Annotated in this window: 20 protein-coding genes; 17 read left to right on the top strand and 3 right to left on the bottom strand. The window is 69.5% G+C overall.

Annotation, left to right across the window (positions count from 1 at the left end; all coding sequences use genetic code 11):
- Positions 1 to 51 precede the first annotated feature (51 nt).
- Complete coding sequence (locus tag HKK72_RS11175) at positions 52 to 1,650, bottom strand: serine/threonine-protein kinase (protein ID WP_187234239.1); 1,599 nt, start codon at positions 1,648 to 1,650, stop codon at positions 52 to 54.
- Positions 1,651 to 1,858: 208 nt separating this feature from the next.
- Between HKK72_RS11175 and HKK72_RS11170 the strand changes: the two genes are divergently transcribed.
- A complete protein-coding gene (locus tag HKK72_RS11170; protein WP_222720576.1) occupies positions 1,859 to 2,788 on the top strand; it encodes an NUDIX domain-containing protein in 930 nt (309 codons plus the stop codon).
- Positions 2,789 to 2,812: 24 nt separating this feature from the next.
- Here the strand turns inward: HKK72_RS11170 and HKK72_RS11165 are convergent, their stop codons facing one another.
- On the bottom strand, positions 2,813 to 3,721 hold the full coding sequence (locus HKK72_RS11165) for a helix-turn-helix domain-containing protein (protein WP_187234237.1): 909 nt from the start codon (positions 3,719 to 3,721) through the stop codon (positions 2,813 to 2,815).
- Positions 3,722 to 4,310: 589 nt separating this feature from the next.
- Here HKK72_RS11165 and HKK72_RS11160 point away from each other — a divergent pair.
- The 10 genes from HKK72_RS11160 to HKK72_RS11115 all read left to right on the top strand — a co-directional run bounded on the left by HKK72_RS11160 (position 4,311) and on the right by HKK72_RS11115 (position 10,407).
- A complete protein-coding gene (locus HKK72_RS11160) occupies positions 4,311 to 4,652 on the top strand; it encodes a hypothetical protein (protein WP_187234236.1) in 342 nt (113 codons plus the stop codon).
- Entirely contained in the window at positions 4,649 to 4,963 is a 315-nt protein-coding gene (locus HKK72_RS11155) for a hypothetical protein (RefSeq protein WP_187234235.1), read from the top strand. The genes HKK72_RS11160 and HKK72_RS11155 overlap by 4 nt, the downstream gene beginning before the upstream one ends.
- Positions 4,960 to 5,319: a hypothetical protein gene (locus HKK72_RS11150; protein WP_187234234.1), complete on the top strand. Its 360-nt coding sequence runs from the start codon at positions 4,960 to 4,962 to the stop codon at positions 5,317 to 5,319. The genes HKK72_RS11155 and HKK72_RS11150 overlap by 4 nt, the downstream gene beginning before the upstream one ends.
- The gene (locus HKK72_RS11145) at positions 5,316 to 5,504 is read left to right on the top strand and encodes a hypothetical protein (RefSeq protein WP_187234233.1); all 189 of its coding nucleotides are present in this window, start codon (positions 5,316 to 5,318) and stop codon (positions 5,502 to 5,504) included. Before HKK72_RS11150 ends, HKK72_RS11145 begins: the two co-directional genes overlap by 4 nt.
- Positions 5,501 to 5,941 (top strand): DUF1707 domain-containing protein, encoded by a 441-nt coding sequence (locus tag HKK72_RS11140; RefSeq protein WP_187234232.1) that lies wholly within the window; start codon positions 5,501 to 5,503, stop codon positions 5,939 to 5,941. The genes HKK72_RS11145 and HKK72_RS11140 overlap by 4 nt, the downstream gene beginning before the upstream one ends.
- Positions 5,938 to 6,141 carry a hypothetical protein gene (locus HKK72_RS11135; protein WP_187234231.1) on the top strand — a complete coding sequence of 68 codons (204 nt, stop codon included), beginning with the start codon at positions 5,938 to 5,940 and terminating at the stop codon, positions 6,139 to 6,141. Before HKK72_RS11140 ends, HKK72_RS11135 begins: the two co-directional genes overlap by 4 nt.
- A complete protein-coding gene (locus HKK72_RS11130) occupies positions 6,138 to 7,319 on the top strand; it encodes a hypothetical protein (RefSeq protein WP_187234230.1) in 1,182 nt (393 codons plus the stop codon). The genes HKK72_RS11135 and HKK72_RS11130 overlap by 4 nt, the downstream gene beginning before the upstream one ends.
- A 72-nt stretch (positions 7,320 to 7,391) precedes the next feature.
- Entirely contained in the window at positions 7,392 to 9,536 is a 2,145-nt protein-coding gene (locus tag HKK72_RS11125) for a DUF3631 domain-containing protein (protein ID WP_187234229.1), read from the top strand.
- 176 nt (positions 9,537 to 9,712) lie between these two features.
- On the top strand, positions 9,713 to 10,057 hold the full coding sequence (locus HKK72_RS11120; protein WP_187234228.1) for a hypothetical protein: 345 nt from the start codon (positions 9,713 to 9,715) through the stop codon (positions 10,055 to 10,057).
- 80 nt (positions 10,058 to 10,137) lie between these two features.
- Positions 10,138 to 10,407 carry a hypothetical protein gene (locus tag HKK72_RS11115; protein ID WP_187234227.1) on the top strand — a complete coding sequence of 90 codons (270 nt, stop codon included), beginning with the start codon at positions 10,138 to 10,140 and terminating at the stop codon, positions 10,405 to 10,407.
- A gap of 4 nt (positions 10,408 to 10,411) precedes the next feature.
- Here the strand turns inward: HKK72_RS11115 and HKK72_RS11110 are convergent, their stop codons facing one another.
- Positions 10,412 to 10,645, bottom strand: coding sequence for a hypothetical protein (locus HKK72_RS11110; RefSeq protein WP_187234226.1), 234 nt, complete (start codon positions 10,643 to 10,645; stop codon positions 10,412 to 10,414).
- Between the two features lie 147 nt (positions 10,646 to 10,792).
- Between HKK72_RS11110 and HKK72_RS11105 the strand changes: the two genes are divergently transcribed.
- The 6 genes from HKK72_RS11105 to HKK72_RS11080 all read left to right on the top strand — a co-directional run bounded on the left by HKK72_RS11105 (position 10,793) and on the right by HKK72_RS11080 (position 14,473).
- Positions 10,793 to 11,122, top strand: coding sequence for a DUF6907 domain-containing protein (locus HKK72_RS11105; RefSeq protein ID WP_187234225.1), 330 nt, complete (start codon positions 10,793 to 10,795; stop codon positions 11,120 to 11,122).
- A 156-nt stretch (positions 11,123 to 11,278) separates the two neighbouring features.
- On the top strand, positions 11,279 to 11,656 hold the full coding sequence (locus HKK72_RS11100) for a hypothetical protein (RefSeq protein ID WP_187234224.1): 378 nt from the start codon (positions 11,279 to 11,281) through the stop codon (positions 11,654 to 11,656).
- 107 nt (positions 11,657 to 11,763) lie between these two features.
- The gene (locus HKK72_RS11095; RefSeq protein WP_187234223.1) at positions 11,764 to 12,996 is read left to right on the top strand and encodes a helix-turn-helix domain-containing protein; all 1,233 of its coding nucleotides are present in this window, start codon (positions 11,764 to 11,766) and stop codon (positions 12,994 to 12,996) included.
- A gap of 56 nt (positions 12,997 to 13,052) precedes the next feature.
- On the top strand, positions 13,053 to 13,481 hold the full coding sequence (locus tag HKK72_RS11090) for a hypothetical protein (RefSeq protein WP_187234222.1): 429 nt from the start codon (positions 13,053 to 13,055) through the stop codon (positions 13,479 to 13,481).
- 28 nt (positions 13,482 to 13,509) lie between these two features.
- Positions 13,510 to 13,650: a hypothetical protein gene (locus HKK72_RS11085; RefSeq protein ID WP_187234221.1), complete on the top strand. Its 141-nt coding sequence runs from the start codon at positions 13,510 to 13,512 to the stop codon at positions 13,648 to 13,650.
- A gap of 286 nt (positions 13,651 to 13,936) precedes the next feature.
- The gene (locus HKK72_RS11080) at positions 13,937 to 14,473 is read left to right on the top strand and encodes a hypothetical protein (protein WP_187234220.1); all 537 of its coding nucleotides are present in this window, start codon (positions 13,937 to 13,939) and stop codon (positions 14,471 to 14,473) included.
- Positions 14,474 to 14,477: the final 4 nt, after the last annotated feature.

Below are 14,477 nucleotides of genomic sequence, written 5' to 3'. Positions count from 1 at the left end.
GAGGCCACCCTATGTCGCTGTGGCACGGTGCTTGTAGGTCCCGCCCCCGCCTCACCCGCCGCTGCGGCGCAGCTTTCCGTTCGCCGTGTAGGTCTGCGGACCCGAGGCGTTCAGCTCCAGGACGCCGTCGCTGAGGAAGACGCGCACGGTGCCGGCCGGGCACTGGCCCCGGGTCACCTCGAACGTCAGCTCGACGGCGCTGTGCTCCTTGAGGCTGAGCTCGCTGTCGCAGGTCAGGGTGCTGTACCTCAGCGTGGCCGACCGCTGGCCCTGCTGCATCGTCATCGTGGCCCCGACGCCGTTGTTGTCGAAGCCCTCGCCCTGGAGCACCGTACCGGTCCAGGTGCCCTCGTAGGCCTGCGGGATGGTGGCGTCCTCGGAGCCGCCCCGGACCAGGCGGAGTCCCAGGGCCGCGCCCACCGCGACGATCACGAGCAGGGTGACGAGCAGGGCGACGCGGCGGCGACGCCCGTCCCTTCGCGGTCGTGGGCTCGGCTCGTGCGGGCGTGGGGCGGACGCCTCACGAGGGAGCGGCGGGCGCGGTGCCCGCTCGTGCCCCGTCCCCGGATCCGCCGGCGGCACGGGCGCCTGGGTGGTCGCCGCCCGCATCGGCTCGGGCCGAGGCCGGGCGTCGCGCACGGGCGACCGGCCGGCGGATGCGCGCGCCGGCTCCGGTGGTACGGGCCGTCCGCGGGGTTCCGCGGGGTCCGGGTCGCTGGACGTCACAGCCGGGTCCGGCGGCCGAGCCGGCTCGGAGGTCTCAGACGGTGCGGTGGCGTCGGGCGGCGGAGGCGGCACGTCACGACGTCCGCCCGCGCCGCGTCCATGCGTGTCCTGCTCGGCGTCCGAGCCGACGTGCGCGTCCAGCAGCCGTTCGTCGACCTCGGCCGCGGTCGGCCGGCGGGCCGGGTCCTTGTCCAGGCACTGTTCCAGCAGGGGCACCAGGCGCTGCGGCACGCCGCTCAGATCGGGGTCGTCGTTGGCGACCCGGTTCAGGACGGCGTGGAGGTTGGTGTTGTGCCCGAACGGCGGGCGGCCGGTCGCTGCGAACACCATGGTCCCGGCCCAGGCGAACACGTCCGACGCGGGGGTCGGCGGCTCGTTGCGCAGCCATTCCGGCGCGAAGTACGCGGGCGTGCCGACCATCTGGGTCGGCACGTCGGCGTCGATGGCGCGGGCGATGCCGAAGTCCACGACGCGTGGTCCGTCCGGGCCCAGCAGGATATTGGCGGGTTTGAGATCACGATGCACGATGCCGACCCGATGGATCGCCCGCAGCGCCCGGGCGGTGTTGAGCATCAGCCGGTCCAGGTCCCCGTCGTACAGCGGTCCTCGCTCGGAGACCCGATCCTGCAGCGACGGGCCGTCGACGAACTCGCTCACGATGTACGGCAACGGTCCGTCGACCGAAGAGTCGATCACTCGCGCGGTACAGAACTGCGCGACGCGCATCGCGGCCGCCATCTCACGGGACAGCCGGTCGCGGGCGCGTGGATCGGCCCCGGTCTTGAGCACCTTGACCGCGACCTGCTCTCCTGCCGGACCCTCGCCGAGGTAGACGATGCCCTGCCCGCCCTCGCCCAGCCGGCCCAGCAACCGGAACCTGCCCAGCCGCCGTGGATCACCGGGCTCCAGAGAAACGGCGGGCATGGAGTTCTCCTCAACGTCGTGCGGTGACGTCCCGGCCCCGTCAGCGGGCTCACACCCACGCCACGGCCGCCCCTGGAACGACTGAGCCCATCGTATGGGGCGGAACCGGAAATTCGCTCGGTGAGCGGGGCCGATCGGGCGATATCTGCGGTGTGTCGACGGACGACCGTTCCGGCGCACGCCCTCGGGCCTGGTTAGTGTCGTGGTCATGGGAGACGGCGATGGCTGGGCACGCTGCGGGCGGGGCCACATTCACTGGGGCAGGCACGGCGCGTCCGGGCTGCTCGCCTTCCACCGGGATGAGCCCGGCGCCGAGCCGTACGTGCTTCTGCAACAGCGCGCCTGGTGGTGCAACGGGGGCGGGACGTGGGGCATGTTCGGCGGCGCGGGGCACAGTCATGAGGGCGAGGTCGCGGCCGCGCTGCGCGAGACCGCCGAGGAGAGCACGCTCACGCCCGACGACGTACGGGTGTACGGGACCATGACCGACGACCACGGTGGCTGGAGTTTCACGTCCGTCATCGCCGCGGCGCCCGAACGGGTCGTGGTGCGGCCGGCCTCGCTCGAGACCCGCGACGCGGCCTGGGAACGCGCGGCGGACATCGAGCGGATGCGGCTGTTCGCGCCGTTCGCCGAGTCGTGGCCGCGGCTGCGCACCGTGCTGCTCCGTCCGGTCCTCGTCGTCGACGCAGCCAACGTGATGGGCGCCCGCGCCGACGGCTGGTGGCGAGACCGGGCGGGGGCGGCGGTGCGACTGCGCGACGATCTCATCGGGCTGCTTGACGAGGGCATGACCGGGATACCTCCGTACGACCGCTGCTTTCCAGAGATCGTGCTCGTGGTCGAGGGCGCCGCCGCGCGCGGTCCGGTGGCCGATGGCGGACACGTCCCCGGCGGCGCCCGGCGAGGAGCCCCGGCACTGCGAGTGGTCCGCGCGCCCGGCAGCGGAGACGACGCGATCGTCGACGTGGTGCGTGAGGCGGATCCGGACGCCGCCTATGTGGTCGTCACCGCCGACCGGGAACTGCGCTCCCGCTGCGAGGCGCTGGGCGCCTCGGTGATAGGCCCCCGTACCCTGCTCGAGCAGCTCGAGAAGCCCCGCGCACGTTCATCGGGCGGCGGCGCGCCGGGGCGCTGACGGTCGAGGACCTCATGGCCGGCGTCATGCCCCCGTGCCTCCCGGACGACGGTCGGCTCCTTCGCCCGGGGCCGTTCCTCTCGCCAGCCGCTCGACCAGTGTCCGGGAGTCCTCGCGGCTCAACGCCTTGGCCCGGAGACGGTCGTGCACCGCCAACTGCCCGCCCACGTCGGCGGGTCTGTCGAGATGGAGGCCGCCGGTGCGGTGTTCGAGGTAGACGACGTCGTAGGTCACGTCGCCGCCGATCGGGATCGACAGCACGGTGAATCCTCCGGTGCGCATCGCCGGATGCGCGCCCGCGCTGAAGGGCAGCACTTGCAGCGTCACATTGCTCTGCCGTGACATCGAGAGCAGGTGCTCCAACTGCGCCCGCATGGTCGCGGTGCCGCCGACGTCGTGGCGCAGCACGCCTTCGTGCAGGACGACCCAGAGGGCCGGAGCGTCCTGGCCGGTGAGCCGCTCCTGTCGTCGGCGGCGAACCGCCAGGAGATCGTTCGTCACCTTGTCCGGCAGCGGGCGCGGCTCCGCCCAGATCAGTTCCCGCATGTAGCCCTCGGTCTGCAGCAGTCCGGGCACGACCTCCGGCTCGTAGATCCAGTGGGTGCCGGCTTCGGCTTCGAGGCCGAGATGGACGTCGAACCCCGGGAGCAGCGAGTCGCCGTAGGCATGCCACCAGCCGCGTTGCCGGGCCTCGGCGGCGAGGATGCGGAGGGCCTCGCGCTCTTCGGAACGGGCGTCGTACAGCTCGCAGAGCTTGTCCAGCACGCGCTCGCTCACCGCCACCTGACCGGTCTCCATCCGGCTGATCGACGAATCGGTCCGGGCGACGTGGTCGGCGGCCTCCGGCATGCTGCGGCCGGCTCGCAGCCGTAGTCTGCGCAACTCGATGCCGAGGCGGAGCTTGCGTACGGTCGGGCTCTGCTCCAGGACCATCCGACCACCCCCGAGTGATAACGGTCAGTGTGCCGGTGTTGAACGCTCCGTGCAACCAATTCCATTATGCAGTTGCATAAGCAACGCTCTCCATGTAATCCTCACTGTCGGTAGTCAAACCCTTACGGACCGCACCAAGCGGTGGACCGAGGTGAGCGGACATGTCCGACGGCGAGCCACGAATCCAGGTCGAGACCTGCCTCGCGGAGCTCCAGAGGGAGCTCGCGGGCTTAGGCGTGACAGCGACGGCGACACGAGATCGGGAAGGACGGGCCCATCTGAAGGCGGACGACCGCTGGGGACGCTCCCTGCGGATCTTTGTCTATGTTCAGTTCTTCTGTGTGCGATCCGGTGACCTGCGGCAACGCCACAGGGTGGCCGTCTGACCTCGCGATTTACCGTTTGGCGCCGTTGGTTGATGTTGGCCATATTCGGGCCTCCAACGGAACAGAGGCGGAACTGAGGCCCCGCGCTCCGCCCACCTCTTCTCCTGTCTGCCCTCCGCAGACGAAAGCGGCCCCGCCCGGTGCGCTAACACCGGACGAGGCCTAGGACACCCACTGGACTCTCCCGAAAGAGGTGGGCCTCCATGGCCCTAGATCGTATGACCCCGTGCCAGGTCACGTGGTGTGGCTTCTCCTCGCACCCGACAGCGGCAGACGTCATTCACCACCGTGCCACCGTCGCCGAGTACGCCGGCGGACACGTCTCCATCAGGCTCGTGTGGGCTGAGCACACCAGAGGCATGTCGCTGGACCCGCACATGCACGTGATCCGGACCGACACCTACCCCGACGTGCCGCTCGACTTCACCCCCGGCGACGCGGTGATCCTCGCCCAGGTGCTCGCCGTCCTCGACCCCACCGAGATCCTCCAGTTCGCCCGGTCGCTGATCGACGGCGCCGAGGTGCTCGAGGAGGCCGGCCGATGAGCCCCAAGTCGCGTGACCCTCTCGCCGACGCCCTGCGCGTCTCTCACAACACATTGCGGGCGTTCGACGGCACCAGCATCGGCCGGGCGAGCACGGTCGACCTGCTCGACTGGATCGGTCGGCTGTCCGGCGCGCTGGTCCTCCTCACGCAGACCGTCGAGGAGACCCCGATTCTGATCGGCCGGAGCGCCCCTGAGTCGCCCACATCGACAATGTGGCCGGCTGAAGCTCCCGGCGGGCTTCTCAGGCTTGACCCTGAGAAGACGGCTCGCGAGTCCGGCCCGTCCGGCGGGACGGAGGCCGGCCGGTGAGCGCCCGTCTTGATTGCCCGAAGTGGTGCACGCGCACTCACCGCGACGCCGAGCAGTGGCTGTTCCTCTCCCACCTGATCGAGGTCGGGCGTGTGCGCCGCGGCGCCGTCTCCGAGCTCGCCGTGTACGTCATCCAGGTCGACGAGCGCACCAGCGAAGAGTGGGTGCGGGAAGCGCCGACCGTGGATGTGACCGGATACGACCTGGCCTCGGGTCAGCTCGCCAAGCACGACGTCACCAACCTCACGCTCGACCAGGCGCGGGCCCTCGCGTGGGTGGTCGAGGCGACCGGCGCAGGTGAGCTCGCCGAGCTGCTCCGGCAGGCCGTGGCCCTCATCGAGGAGGCCGGCCAATGAGGTACGAGGCCCAGGCGCTCTTGCTCAACGGGTTGATGGCCGTCACCGGCATGGTGCTCGGCGCGTTCCTGGACCTGTCCCCCAGGGGCGCCATCGAGACCGGGGCGGTCGCAATGGCGGTCACCCTGGCGGCCGTGCTCCCCGCCCTCCGGAACTGCCCCACCGACGAGGAGGACGACCAATGAACGGCAGAGACGTCGTCGAGAGCACGCTGTCGTTGACGATGGTCGGCGCTCTGGTGTACGGCGGATATCAGGCCTGCGTCAACACCGTGACCGTCCCGGTGATCCTGCCGCTGCTGTCCACGCTGGGCTGCGCAGCGGCCACGTACGACCAGATCCGCCGGTGGTGGCGCCATCAAGCCGCGGTCGAGGCACGTCGCGCCGAGCTGCGCAACCAGGCGCCGACCGTGGCGCAGCTCCTCGAGGGCTACCGGTCCGGCCCGAGGATCGGCGACACCGAGCGGGACATCTTCGCCAACGCCCTACGCGCGCACTTCGAGGCCGGCCGCCTGAACCAGAGCGAGCTCGAAGACCGGCTCGAGGTGACGATGCGCGCGAAGACCATCGACGACCTGAAGACCGCGGTCGCCGATCTCCCCTCAGAACTGGACGGACGATGATCCGCCGAGTCGCGACGGTGCTGATCGTCCTGCTGCTCATGCATGTCGTGACACCCGCGCTCGAGGTGGCGTGGCTGTCCGACGTGGACGTTCCGCTGCTGATGCTGATCGGCCTCCTGGCCTGGGCGCTCTTCGCCTCCGCGCTAGCCCTTCGCGTCGTCCGCCCACGAGATTCAGAGCCGAACAAGGAGCCACGATGAGCACGCCGACCGAGGTTCAGCCGACGACCCGCCGCGCTGCGCTCCTCAGGGAGCGTGCCGAGCAGGCACGGCTTGACCGTGAGGCTGCCGTGGAGATGCGGGCCCGTGAGGCCGGCCTCCGGCTGCAGCAGCAGCGAGAGCAGGACGCACTCGACCGTGAGCGCAAGGCGGCCCGCGCGCAGGAGACGGCGGAGAAGCGGGCCAAGCGCCGGGCGGCCCGTGCGGCGTTCGCGGCACGGTTGGCCGAACTCGCGCCGACCGTCGGCCGCCGGGTGATAATCGCCGGTCCGATCCTGGCGCCGATGACCGTCGCGTGGATCGGTCAGCTCGGGTTCGCGACCGGGACGCTGGAGTGGCCGCTGGCCGGCGGGCTCGTGTTCGCTGCGGGCTGGGAGTTGTCGACGGCGTTCTGCGGGTGGATGTACCACCAGGCCCGCCAGGACGGCGACCAGGGCACGATCTTCCGGGTCGCGACATGGCTGTTCGCGTCCGCCGCGGCGTTGATGAACTACTGGCACGCGCTCCCCGCACACCAGGCCCTGACCGAGCCGACTCCCAAGGCCGCTTCCTTCGGTGTGATGTCCCTCGCGGGCATCGCGTTGTGGGAGCTGTACACGCTGCTGATCCACCGGCGGAAGCTGCGCGCGGACGGGAAGCTGCCCGAGTCCCGTCCGCGGTTCGGTCTGGCCCGGTGGACGCAGTACCCCCGCACGACGTGGGTCGCCCGGTCGCTCAGCATCCGCGACGGTCACGCCACCGTGGATGCCGCATGGTCAGCAGCGGTCATCGAGCTGCGGCGGAGGAGGCATGCACGGGAGGCCCAGAAGGCGGCCAGGCGCGCGGAGAAGCTGGCGAAGGCCGCGGCCAAGGCCGGCCGTTCGCCCGTCCACATCACCGTGGTCCGAGGCACCGGGACGCGGTTCTCCGACGCCCCGATGAGGACGTGGACCCGACCGGCGGTCGTCTGGCTCCCCCGGGTGGCGCGGCTCGCCGCGATCGATCTCGCGGGTGATGTACCTGAGCCAGGTACGGACCAGGTACAGGCCGCCAAGGTGTTCGCCAAGGAGCTCGCGGCCGGTGTGTTGCCGTCGTTCCGCGCCATCAAGGAGCGCATGCGCGTCGGCCAGGACAAGGCCGATGAGATCCGCGCGTACCTGAAGACGCTCATCCGTACCTGACACGTACCTGGCCCCGGGTTCACCTACCAGAGAGACGCCCGGGGCCAGGTCCTCAACAGAGGAGACCCCAGCATGCCCGTTCAGGGCCCCGAAGACGAGACCCGCGGCAATGTCGTTGTGCTGCACAAGACCGAGCCCGCTTCTGAGTCCGTAGAGCACGGCGTACCTGACGATGAAGTGCGTACTCGTGACGGTGTACTCGCCGTACCTGAGTCCGAGGCCGTCGAGCCGCTCGAGGGCGTGGTCGTCGAGTTCGAGGAGCGGGAACTGCCGGCCCTGCTGCCGGTGTGGGCGACGAGCCGTGCCGGGATCGAGGCCTACATCGAGTGGCGGACGCGGTGGGCGAAGCACATGCTCGCGTTCCACGCGATCCGCAGCCCGAAGTACACCGTCCGCATCGTGGTCCGCGGAGTCGTCGGCACGGCGCGCGGCGTCGCGGCGCTGCTGGGTTGGGTGTTCGACTGGGAGGCCCGGCCGCTGCGCCGGGCCGCGATCGCGCAGCAGGACCCCGCCACCTACCTGGCGTTGCTCGCCCACCGCAACGAGCGCGTGCGTATCCGGGGCGCCATTACCGGCGGCACGACCCTGGTCACCGCTGGGATCATGGCCGTTGAGGCTGCCATGTTCCCGCCGGCGCTCCTCGTCGAAGGGGTGATGGCGCTCGGTGTGGCGGCCTGGTGGGGTGGCCCCGCCGAGGAGCACGGGGTCCTCGATGCCCCTGACCTGCCGATTCAGCTTGATCTGAGCGCCGAAGACCTCAACGAGGCGTTCCGGGCTGTCGGCCTGCTCAAAGGCAAGGACGAAGACGAGAACGCACCCCGCCTGGTCATGGTCCAGCGGCCGATGCGTGACACCCTCACCAGCTGGGCAGCGGTCATCGACCTCCCCCGAGGCAGCGGCAAGTCGGCCAAGGACGTGCTGGCCAAGCGGGACCAGCTCGCCGCAGAGCTCGGCGTGGACGAGATCCAGCTTGACCTGCGGCGGGTCCGCGCTGCCCGTGGCGGGCACGCTGGCCGGCTGTCGGTGTGGGTGTCCGACGATGACCCCTACCTGGACGACCCGCACCCCTCACCGCTGGAGGAGCTGGAGTCCTTCGACATCTGGAAGCCGGTGCCGTTGGGTCGGGACGCTCGCGGTAACCCGGTGCGGGCGTTGTTCCTGTGGCAGTCGGCGTTCTACGGCGGCCTCATGAGGCGCGGTAAGACCGCAGGTCAGCGGCTTCCCGTGTCGGCTGGGGTGCTGGATCCGTCGGTCAAGCACTACCTGGCGGACGGGAAGGGCGGTAGCGACTGGCGGCCGATCGGCCTGGTCGCTCACCGGTACGTGGTCGGTGCCGAGGAGGAGGACATCTACGGCCTCGAGGCCATGCTCGACGAGGCCATCGACGACATGGAAGCCGCGTACGCGAAGCTGCGGAAGATCCCGATGATGTCGCAGCCGGACGCCAAGCTGACCCCGGAGATCTGCCAGCGGTACGGGCTCCAGATCACCATGGTGACGATCGATGAGCTGCAGGAATACCTCACCGCGATCAGCGACCAGAAGCGCAAGGACAGGCTTATCGACCGCCTGTGCCGCATCGCCCGGCGTGGGCCGGCCGCGGGGTTCATCTGCAACTTCGCGTCCCAGCGTCCGGACGCGGACTCGGTGCCGACTCGGCTGCGGGACATCGTCAGCATCCGTTTCTGCACTCAGGTCGTGGATCGCGCCAGCTCCGACATGGTGCTCGGCAAGGGTCGGGCCGCTCAGGGCGCCGATGCGAGCATCCTCGCGGAGGAGCACAAGGGCGTCGGTGTGCTGTCGCTCGGGGCCGACAACCACGTGATCGTCAAGCACGACTACCTCAACCTGCCCGCGTTTATGCGGATCTGCGAGCGAGGCCGGACGCTGCGTGCCGCAGCCGGGACCCTCACCGGCGACGCCGCTGACGAGGCGCTCACCGCGGCCGTGCTCGGCACGATCCCACAGGTGCTGTCGGACGCGCTGAACCTGATGCGCAGCGCCGACAAGATGCACACCACCGACCTGCTGAACCGCCTCGTCAACTACGACGAGGACAGCTACGGCGACTGGTCTCCGGAGCGGCTCGCCGAGGAACTCGCGATGGCCGGAGTGCAGCGGTCAACGACCCAGGTGAAGATCAAGGGTGTCAACCGGAACGGCTACCACAAGTCCGATCTGATGACGGCGGCCGACAGTTTCGAGCGTCCGTCGTGACCCCCGAAAACGGGCCTGTAGGGGCTCGGGAGTGGGCTGCGGGCTATCCCCTCTACGCGTGCCTACCTCGCAGGTCAGCGGCGTCCTACCCCTCCATCTACCGCAGTAGAGATCCCCCTCTACAGCGGGGGTCGACGGTAGAGGGCCAAACCCGAGGAACAGAAGGAGAAATGATCATGTCCACGGCCAAGAGAACCGCCCGCGTTCACAGCTACACCCGCCGCGACGGAACCCGCGTCCGGTCCCACAATCGCGCCATGTCCGAGTGGAAGCAGGCCGGCGCGGCCTGGGCAGCGACCGCCGGATCCGGAGCGACGACGCTCGCTCTGGTGACTCAGCTCGGTCTGGCGCTGATCTCCACGCTGGCGATCGTGCTGACCCTGCTGCTGGCGACGCTGGCGACGCACCTGACCGAGAAGGCGTCCAAGCCGCGGCGGACGATGCGCGCGAAGACCCGGCCGCGCTCGCGGACCACCGCCTCACGATCGAGGTCGTCGGCTGCGCGCAAGAGAAGGCGATGAACTGAGAGGCGACCCGCTTCGGGGTAGGCGGGTCGCCTCTTTTGAGCGTCCAACTAATGCGAGAGCAAGGGGGACACGAGATGTCAGATTTCGCTGAGTTGCTCACCGGGGTCACCGTGGTGTCATTCGGTGCTGTCTGGTTCGCGCGCGAGTTTGCGATGGTGATCGGGGACGTGCGCGAGATGGTGCGGGACTGGGTGACCGCCTACCGGTCCCAACACGTGGACGAGAACAGGGCCAGCCGTGAGGAGGACCTTCTTCGCGATTACTTCCCCGGCGCCGGGAAGGTGATCAGCCGCTGTGTTCCCGAGCCTCTGGCTCTAGGTTTCCCATCTGGGAAACCTGGGTGACCGGTCAGTTTTCGGCCTCCTCGCGCTCGCGACGCTCCTTGTCCTCTCGGACGATCCTCCGCACGTAGGTGTCCGTGAACGGAGCCGCTGCGGCCACATCGGTCGGTCGGGCGCCGGCCGCCAGCGCCTCCAGCACAGCCTTCGCGGCTGCCTCACGCGCGTCGTTGTGTGCCTTCTTCGTTCGCCGGAATCGGCGCGCTGCCGCTTCCAGCTTCTCCAGCGCTTCCTGTGCGTCCATGCGGAACAAAATACCGGAACTTAGTGTGAACCATCTAGGTGTCCCCGGCGTCATACCTACAGAACGACGAAAGCGGGCCCGCCCGGTGCGGCAAACACCGGAAACGGGCCCTAGGGGATCTAACCTGGTATCGGAGGCTCAACCCCCATGGTCGAGAAGCTTACAGAGACAACCTGCGCCGAGTGGTGCATCGTCGACCACAGCACCGACGACGAGTTCCACTACGGCCCCCGCCGGGTCGTCTCCCTGCCCCGCGACACCGCGATCCCGCAGCTCACCGAAGCGCGGATGAAGACGCACCCCGACGAGTTGACGGCCTACCTCGGGCAGCACGTCGACGACCCGCAGCCCACCATCGAGATGGTGCGCTTCAACGCCGAGCACGACCTGGACGCCTACACCAAGCTCACGCTCGATGAGGCTGAAGCGTTCATAGCGGTCCTGACCCGCTTGGTCGCAGCGGGCCGCGCTGCCTGAGCACCACCACCCCGTACGACGCCCCGCGGTCCTAGTGACCGGCGGGGCGTCGTGGCGTCTAAGGGGACTTGTTGCGCGCACGGCCGGATCTGGACGCCAACCAGCCGCCAACATCGCGCGTCTCACGGGTCAGCCCTCTTCCCCCGGGAGACCCGCATGCGCAAAGCCCTCGCCATCCTCACCGCCGCGCTCGCCCTCACAGCCTGCTCGGCGAACTCCGGTCAGGAGCCCGCCCCACCGGCCGTCACGGTGACCGACGCGGACCCCAGCCCGACCTTCGACACGTCGACCATCGCAGCGTGCCAGCACGCCGCCGACTCCGACGCGGCCGGCGCCGACATGAACGCGGCACTCGAAGCGGCCCGGTCCGCCAGAGCATCCGCGGGGTCCAGCGATGTCGACGCGCTGCGGGAGGCGTCTGAGAAGTTCTCCGGCGAGCAACTGCGGTCGCCGATCGACAACGCGAACGCGCTGTCGGCCAATGCCACGGTGAGCGCCTGGTGCATCTCACACGGACTTGGCCCCACTCCCTGACGTCACGCTGTGTGCGGGGACCGTCGTGCTGTGCGAGAAGCCCTGTAATGCTTAGGCCCCACACCGTAACCTGAGGTTGTTGAGGCTTCAGGGAAGGTGCAGGGCCTATGCATGACGCTAACACGGATCCCGCCAACCCGGATCTGACTGTCGGACAGCGGGTCAAGTTCTTCCGCCAGAGGCGTGGTCTATCCCGCGAGGCCCTCGGCGGCCTGGTGGGCAGGTCGGGCCGCTGGGTGAAGGCCATCGAATCGGGCCAGCTGCAGCAGCCGAAGTTGCCGGTGTTGATCCGCCTCGCCGAGGTGCTGAAGGTCCGGGACCTCTCCCACCTCACGGGCGACCAGTCGATGCCGATGACGTTGCTCACCGGCCCCGGGCACCCAGCGCTCCCGGCCGTACGGAACGCGGTCAACAGCATCGCTCTGCCCACCCCGGGTCGGCCTCCGTCCCTGGAGTACCTTCAGGCCCGGCTTGATGCCGCATGGCGGACCCGGCATGCGTCTCCCGACCATCGGACCGTGCTCGGTGGGCTCCTCCCCGACATGATTCGCGATGGTCGGTATGCCGTCCGAGCGTTCGACGGTGCCGACCGGCGGCGCGCACTGGCGATCCTCGCGCAGACCTACAACCTCGCCCAGTTCTTCGTCGCCTACCAGCCGGCCGCCGACTTGCTATGGCGCGTCGCCGAGCGGGCCGTTATGGCCGCCGAGGAATCCGAGGACCTGAAGACGTTCGGCGGCGCCGTGTGGCTTCTGGTGCAGGCGCACCGTGACGCCGGCGACTTCGAGGCTGCGGAGACGCTCAACCGCCAAGCGTTGGACGTCCTCCGGCCGGGTATGCGCGACGCCGACGACGACCTACGTGCGATGTGGGGTGCCCTGCACTTCGAGGCCGCGTACACGGCCGCTAGGGCGGGCGAGAAGGGCACGGCGTGGCGATGGTGGGAGCAGGCTGACGCAGTCGCAAGCAACCTGCCCAGCGACCACTACGATCCGATGACGTCGTTCTCCCGGGTGATTATGCAGGCCCACGCGGTGACGGTCGCTGTGGAGTTGCGGCAGGGAGCGGAGAGCGCGCGGCAGGCCCGGCGCAGCGCGGGTGCGGCCATTCCCTCTCAACCACGCCGCGGCCGACATCTGATCGAGGTTGCGAGGGCGTGGCAGGTCGGCGACGACCCCGCGGCGATGCTCAGCACGCTGAAAGATGCCTACGTCGCCGCGCCCGAGACGATCCGCTACAACGGCTACGCGCGCCGGATGGTGCTGGAGCTGACCGAAGGGCCGCAAGAGCTCCGGCGCGAGGCGCATGAACTCGCCGATCGGGTTGGCCTGCTGGTTTGAAGTAGGGGACATGAACCATGTCCCCTACTGTGCGATGTCCGATTTAGCGTCGCGGCATGCCTCAACGACCCTGGGAACCGCCACGGCTGTACTCGTGGACTGTGGTGAGCGGAGCAGGTGCCGGCGCGTGCGGTGTCACAGACGACTACGAGCTCGCCCTCGATGAGGTCGTGGACGCGCTCACGTCTGCACCGGCCATGGCGCGCGGCCTGGTTCACCGAGTCGCGCTGAGCTTCGTCCGCACGGCATACATGTACGAGGGGCTGATCGCGCGCTGCCGACTCGACCCGGCCGGAGACGCTGCCTGGGACAACATTCCCCCGCCGTCGACATGGACAAGTCTCCGGCCGGTGTTCACCGACCCGGGCGAGGTGCTCGGCGACGCGATCCCGCCCGAGGCCATCACCACCGGCCTGGCCGACATCCAGACCCACAAGGAGCGGCTGGAGCAGACCACCGCATCCACGTCCACGGACCGGCGGTAACCCGTGGGCATCTCATGGATTTGCAGTCGTGGGCGTGCTGTCGAACGGCGCGGGGCAGCGCGCCCGCTCATCCCCCGGGATCGGATCTCCCGGGAAGGCGCAGGAACGGGCCGACCCCCGCGGCCGTCCTGCGCTCGTACGGCTCGGCGTCGCCCGGGGCACATCCTGACGCCGGGCCGTACGACCCTTTACGCGGGTGCGGTTCCGGCGACCGGTAGTCAGGTCGACCCCATCAGTCGGGACCGCACCCGCCTCAGGGTCGGGGGAGGATAGACGGCGGCGGCGCGGGTGGAACAGCTGTGTCGTGTTCCCCAGGGTCCCGCGCCGCCGCTCAACGCTTGGTTACCTACGAGGGTGCGGTCCCAGCGACCGACGGTCACGTCGTCACTCATCTGGGGCCGCGCCCGTCCGCCAGCTCCGTCCGGCAGCAGGCCGGACGGTGAGAAGGAGGAACCGTGTTAGTCGCAACCGACAAGGCGGCCACGGCCGTCAAGGACCCCCGCGAGCTGATCCCCGCCTGGGCGTTCGACCTGCTCACGCAGGACTTCCGTAAGAAGCACCACACCTCCCACGCCTACACCGATCGCGTCGTCGGTCAGATGCTCGTCTACCTGAAGGCGGCCGGCCAGATCCGCCGGGAGGAGCGCAAGGACCCCGCCGCCTACGTCAGGATCGTCCCGACCCGGCCAGTCGATGAGGCGTGGCACGGGGCGCTCCAGCGCACCGAGGTGTACCTTCCGATGAGCCTGGCGTTCGCGGGCTCGATGATCCACCACCGGCCCGTGATGGATGACGACATCCGGTCCGGAGCCGCCCTCGCCCGTACCATCCCGTACCTGCAGGCGACCGGCGTGTACGTCGATCCTGAGTTCTGGGACGACGAGGCCGGTTCCACCTGCTGCCCGCCGGAGTGCAACGACATGGGCGGTCTGGTGCCGATGGGTAGCTGGGACGGCCTGGTGTCGGACGGTCCGCTCACCATCCGGTTCTGACAAG

The organism is Actinomadura sp. HBU206391 (assembly GCF_014323665.1).
GTDB lineage: Bacteria > Actinomycetota > Actinomycetes > Streptosporangiales > Streptosporangiaceae > Actinomadura_C.
The sequence above is the reverse complement of the archived record's forward strand: the minus strand, read 5'-3'. Positions and strand labels throughout refer to the sequence as shown.

Excerpts from the sequence above, each read along its gene's own strand:
- HKK72_RS11175 (WP_187234239.1), bottom strand. The coding sequence starts at position 1,650 with ATGCCCGCCGTTTCTCTGGAGCCCGGTGATCCACGGCGGCTGGGCAGG.
- HKK72_RS11170 (WP_222720576.1), top strand. The coding sequence starts at position 1,859 with ATGGGAGACGGCGATGGCTGGGCACGCTGCGGGCGGGGCCACATTCAC.
- HKK72_RS11165 (WP_187234237.1), bottom strand. The coding sequence starts at position 3,721 with ATGGTCCTGGAGCAGAGCCCGACCGTACGCAAGCTCCGCCTCGGCATC.
- HKK72_RS11160 (WP_187234236.1), top strand. The coding sequence starts at position 4,311 with ATGGCCCTAGATCGTATGACCCCGTGCCAGGTCACGTGGTGTGGCTTC.
- HKK72_RS11155 (WP_187234235.1), top strand. The coding sequence starts at position 4,649 with ATGAGCCCCAAGTCGCGTGACCCTCTCGCCGACGCCCTGCGCGTCTCT.
- HKK72_RS11145 (WP_187234233.1), top strand. The coding sequence starts at position 5,316 with ATGAGGTACGAGGCCCAGGCGCTCTTGCTCAACGGGTTGATGGCCGTC.
- HKK72_RS11140 (WP_187234232.1), top strand. The coding sequence starts at position 5,501 with ATGAACGGCAGAGACGTCGTCGAGAGCACGCTGTCGTTGACGATGGTC.
- HKK72_RS11135 (WP_187234231.1), top strand. The coding sequence starts at position 5,938 with ATGATCCGCCGAGTCGCGACGGTGCTGATCGTCCTGCTGCTCATGCAT.
- HKK72_RS11130 (WP_187234230.1), top strand. The coding sequence starts at position 6,138 with ATGAGCACGCCGACCGAGGTTCAGCCGACGACCCGCCGCGCTGCGCTC.
- HKK72_RS11125 (WP_187234229.1), top strand. The coding sequence starts at position 7,392 with ATGCCCGTTCAGGGCCCCGAAGACGAGACCCGCGGCAATGTCGTTGTG.
- HKK72_RS11120 (WP_187234228.1), top strand. The coding sequence starts at position 9,713 with ATGTCCACGGCCAAGAGAACCGCCCGCGTTCACAGCTACACCCGCCGC.
- HKK72_RS11115 (WP_187234227.1), top strand. The coding sequence starts at position 10,138 with ATGTCAGATTTCGCTGAGTTGCTCACCGGGGTCACCGTGGTGTCATTC.
- HKK72_RS11110 (WP_187234226.1), bottom strand. The coding sequence starts at position 10,645 with ATGGACGCACAGGAAGCGCTGGAGAAGCTGGAAGCGGCAGCGCGCCGA.
- HKK72_RS11105 (WP_187234225.1), top strand. The coding sequence starts at position 10,793 with ATGGTCGAGAAGCTTACAGAGACAACCTGCGCCGAGTGGTGCATCGTC.
- HKK72_RS11100 (WP_187234224.1), top strand. The coding sequence starts at position 11,279 with ATGCGCAAAGCCCTCGCCATCCTCACCGCCGCGCTCGCCCTCACAGCC.
- HKK72_RS11095 (WP_187234223.1), top strand. The coding sequence starts at position 11,764 with ATGCATGACGCTAACACGGATCCCGCCAACCCGGATCTGACTGTCGGA.
- HKK72_RS11090 (WP_187234222.1), top strand. The coding sequence starts at position 13,053 with ATGCCTCAACGACCCTGGGAACCGCCACGGCTGTACTCGTGGACTGTG.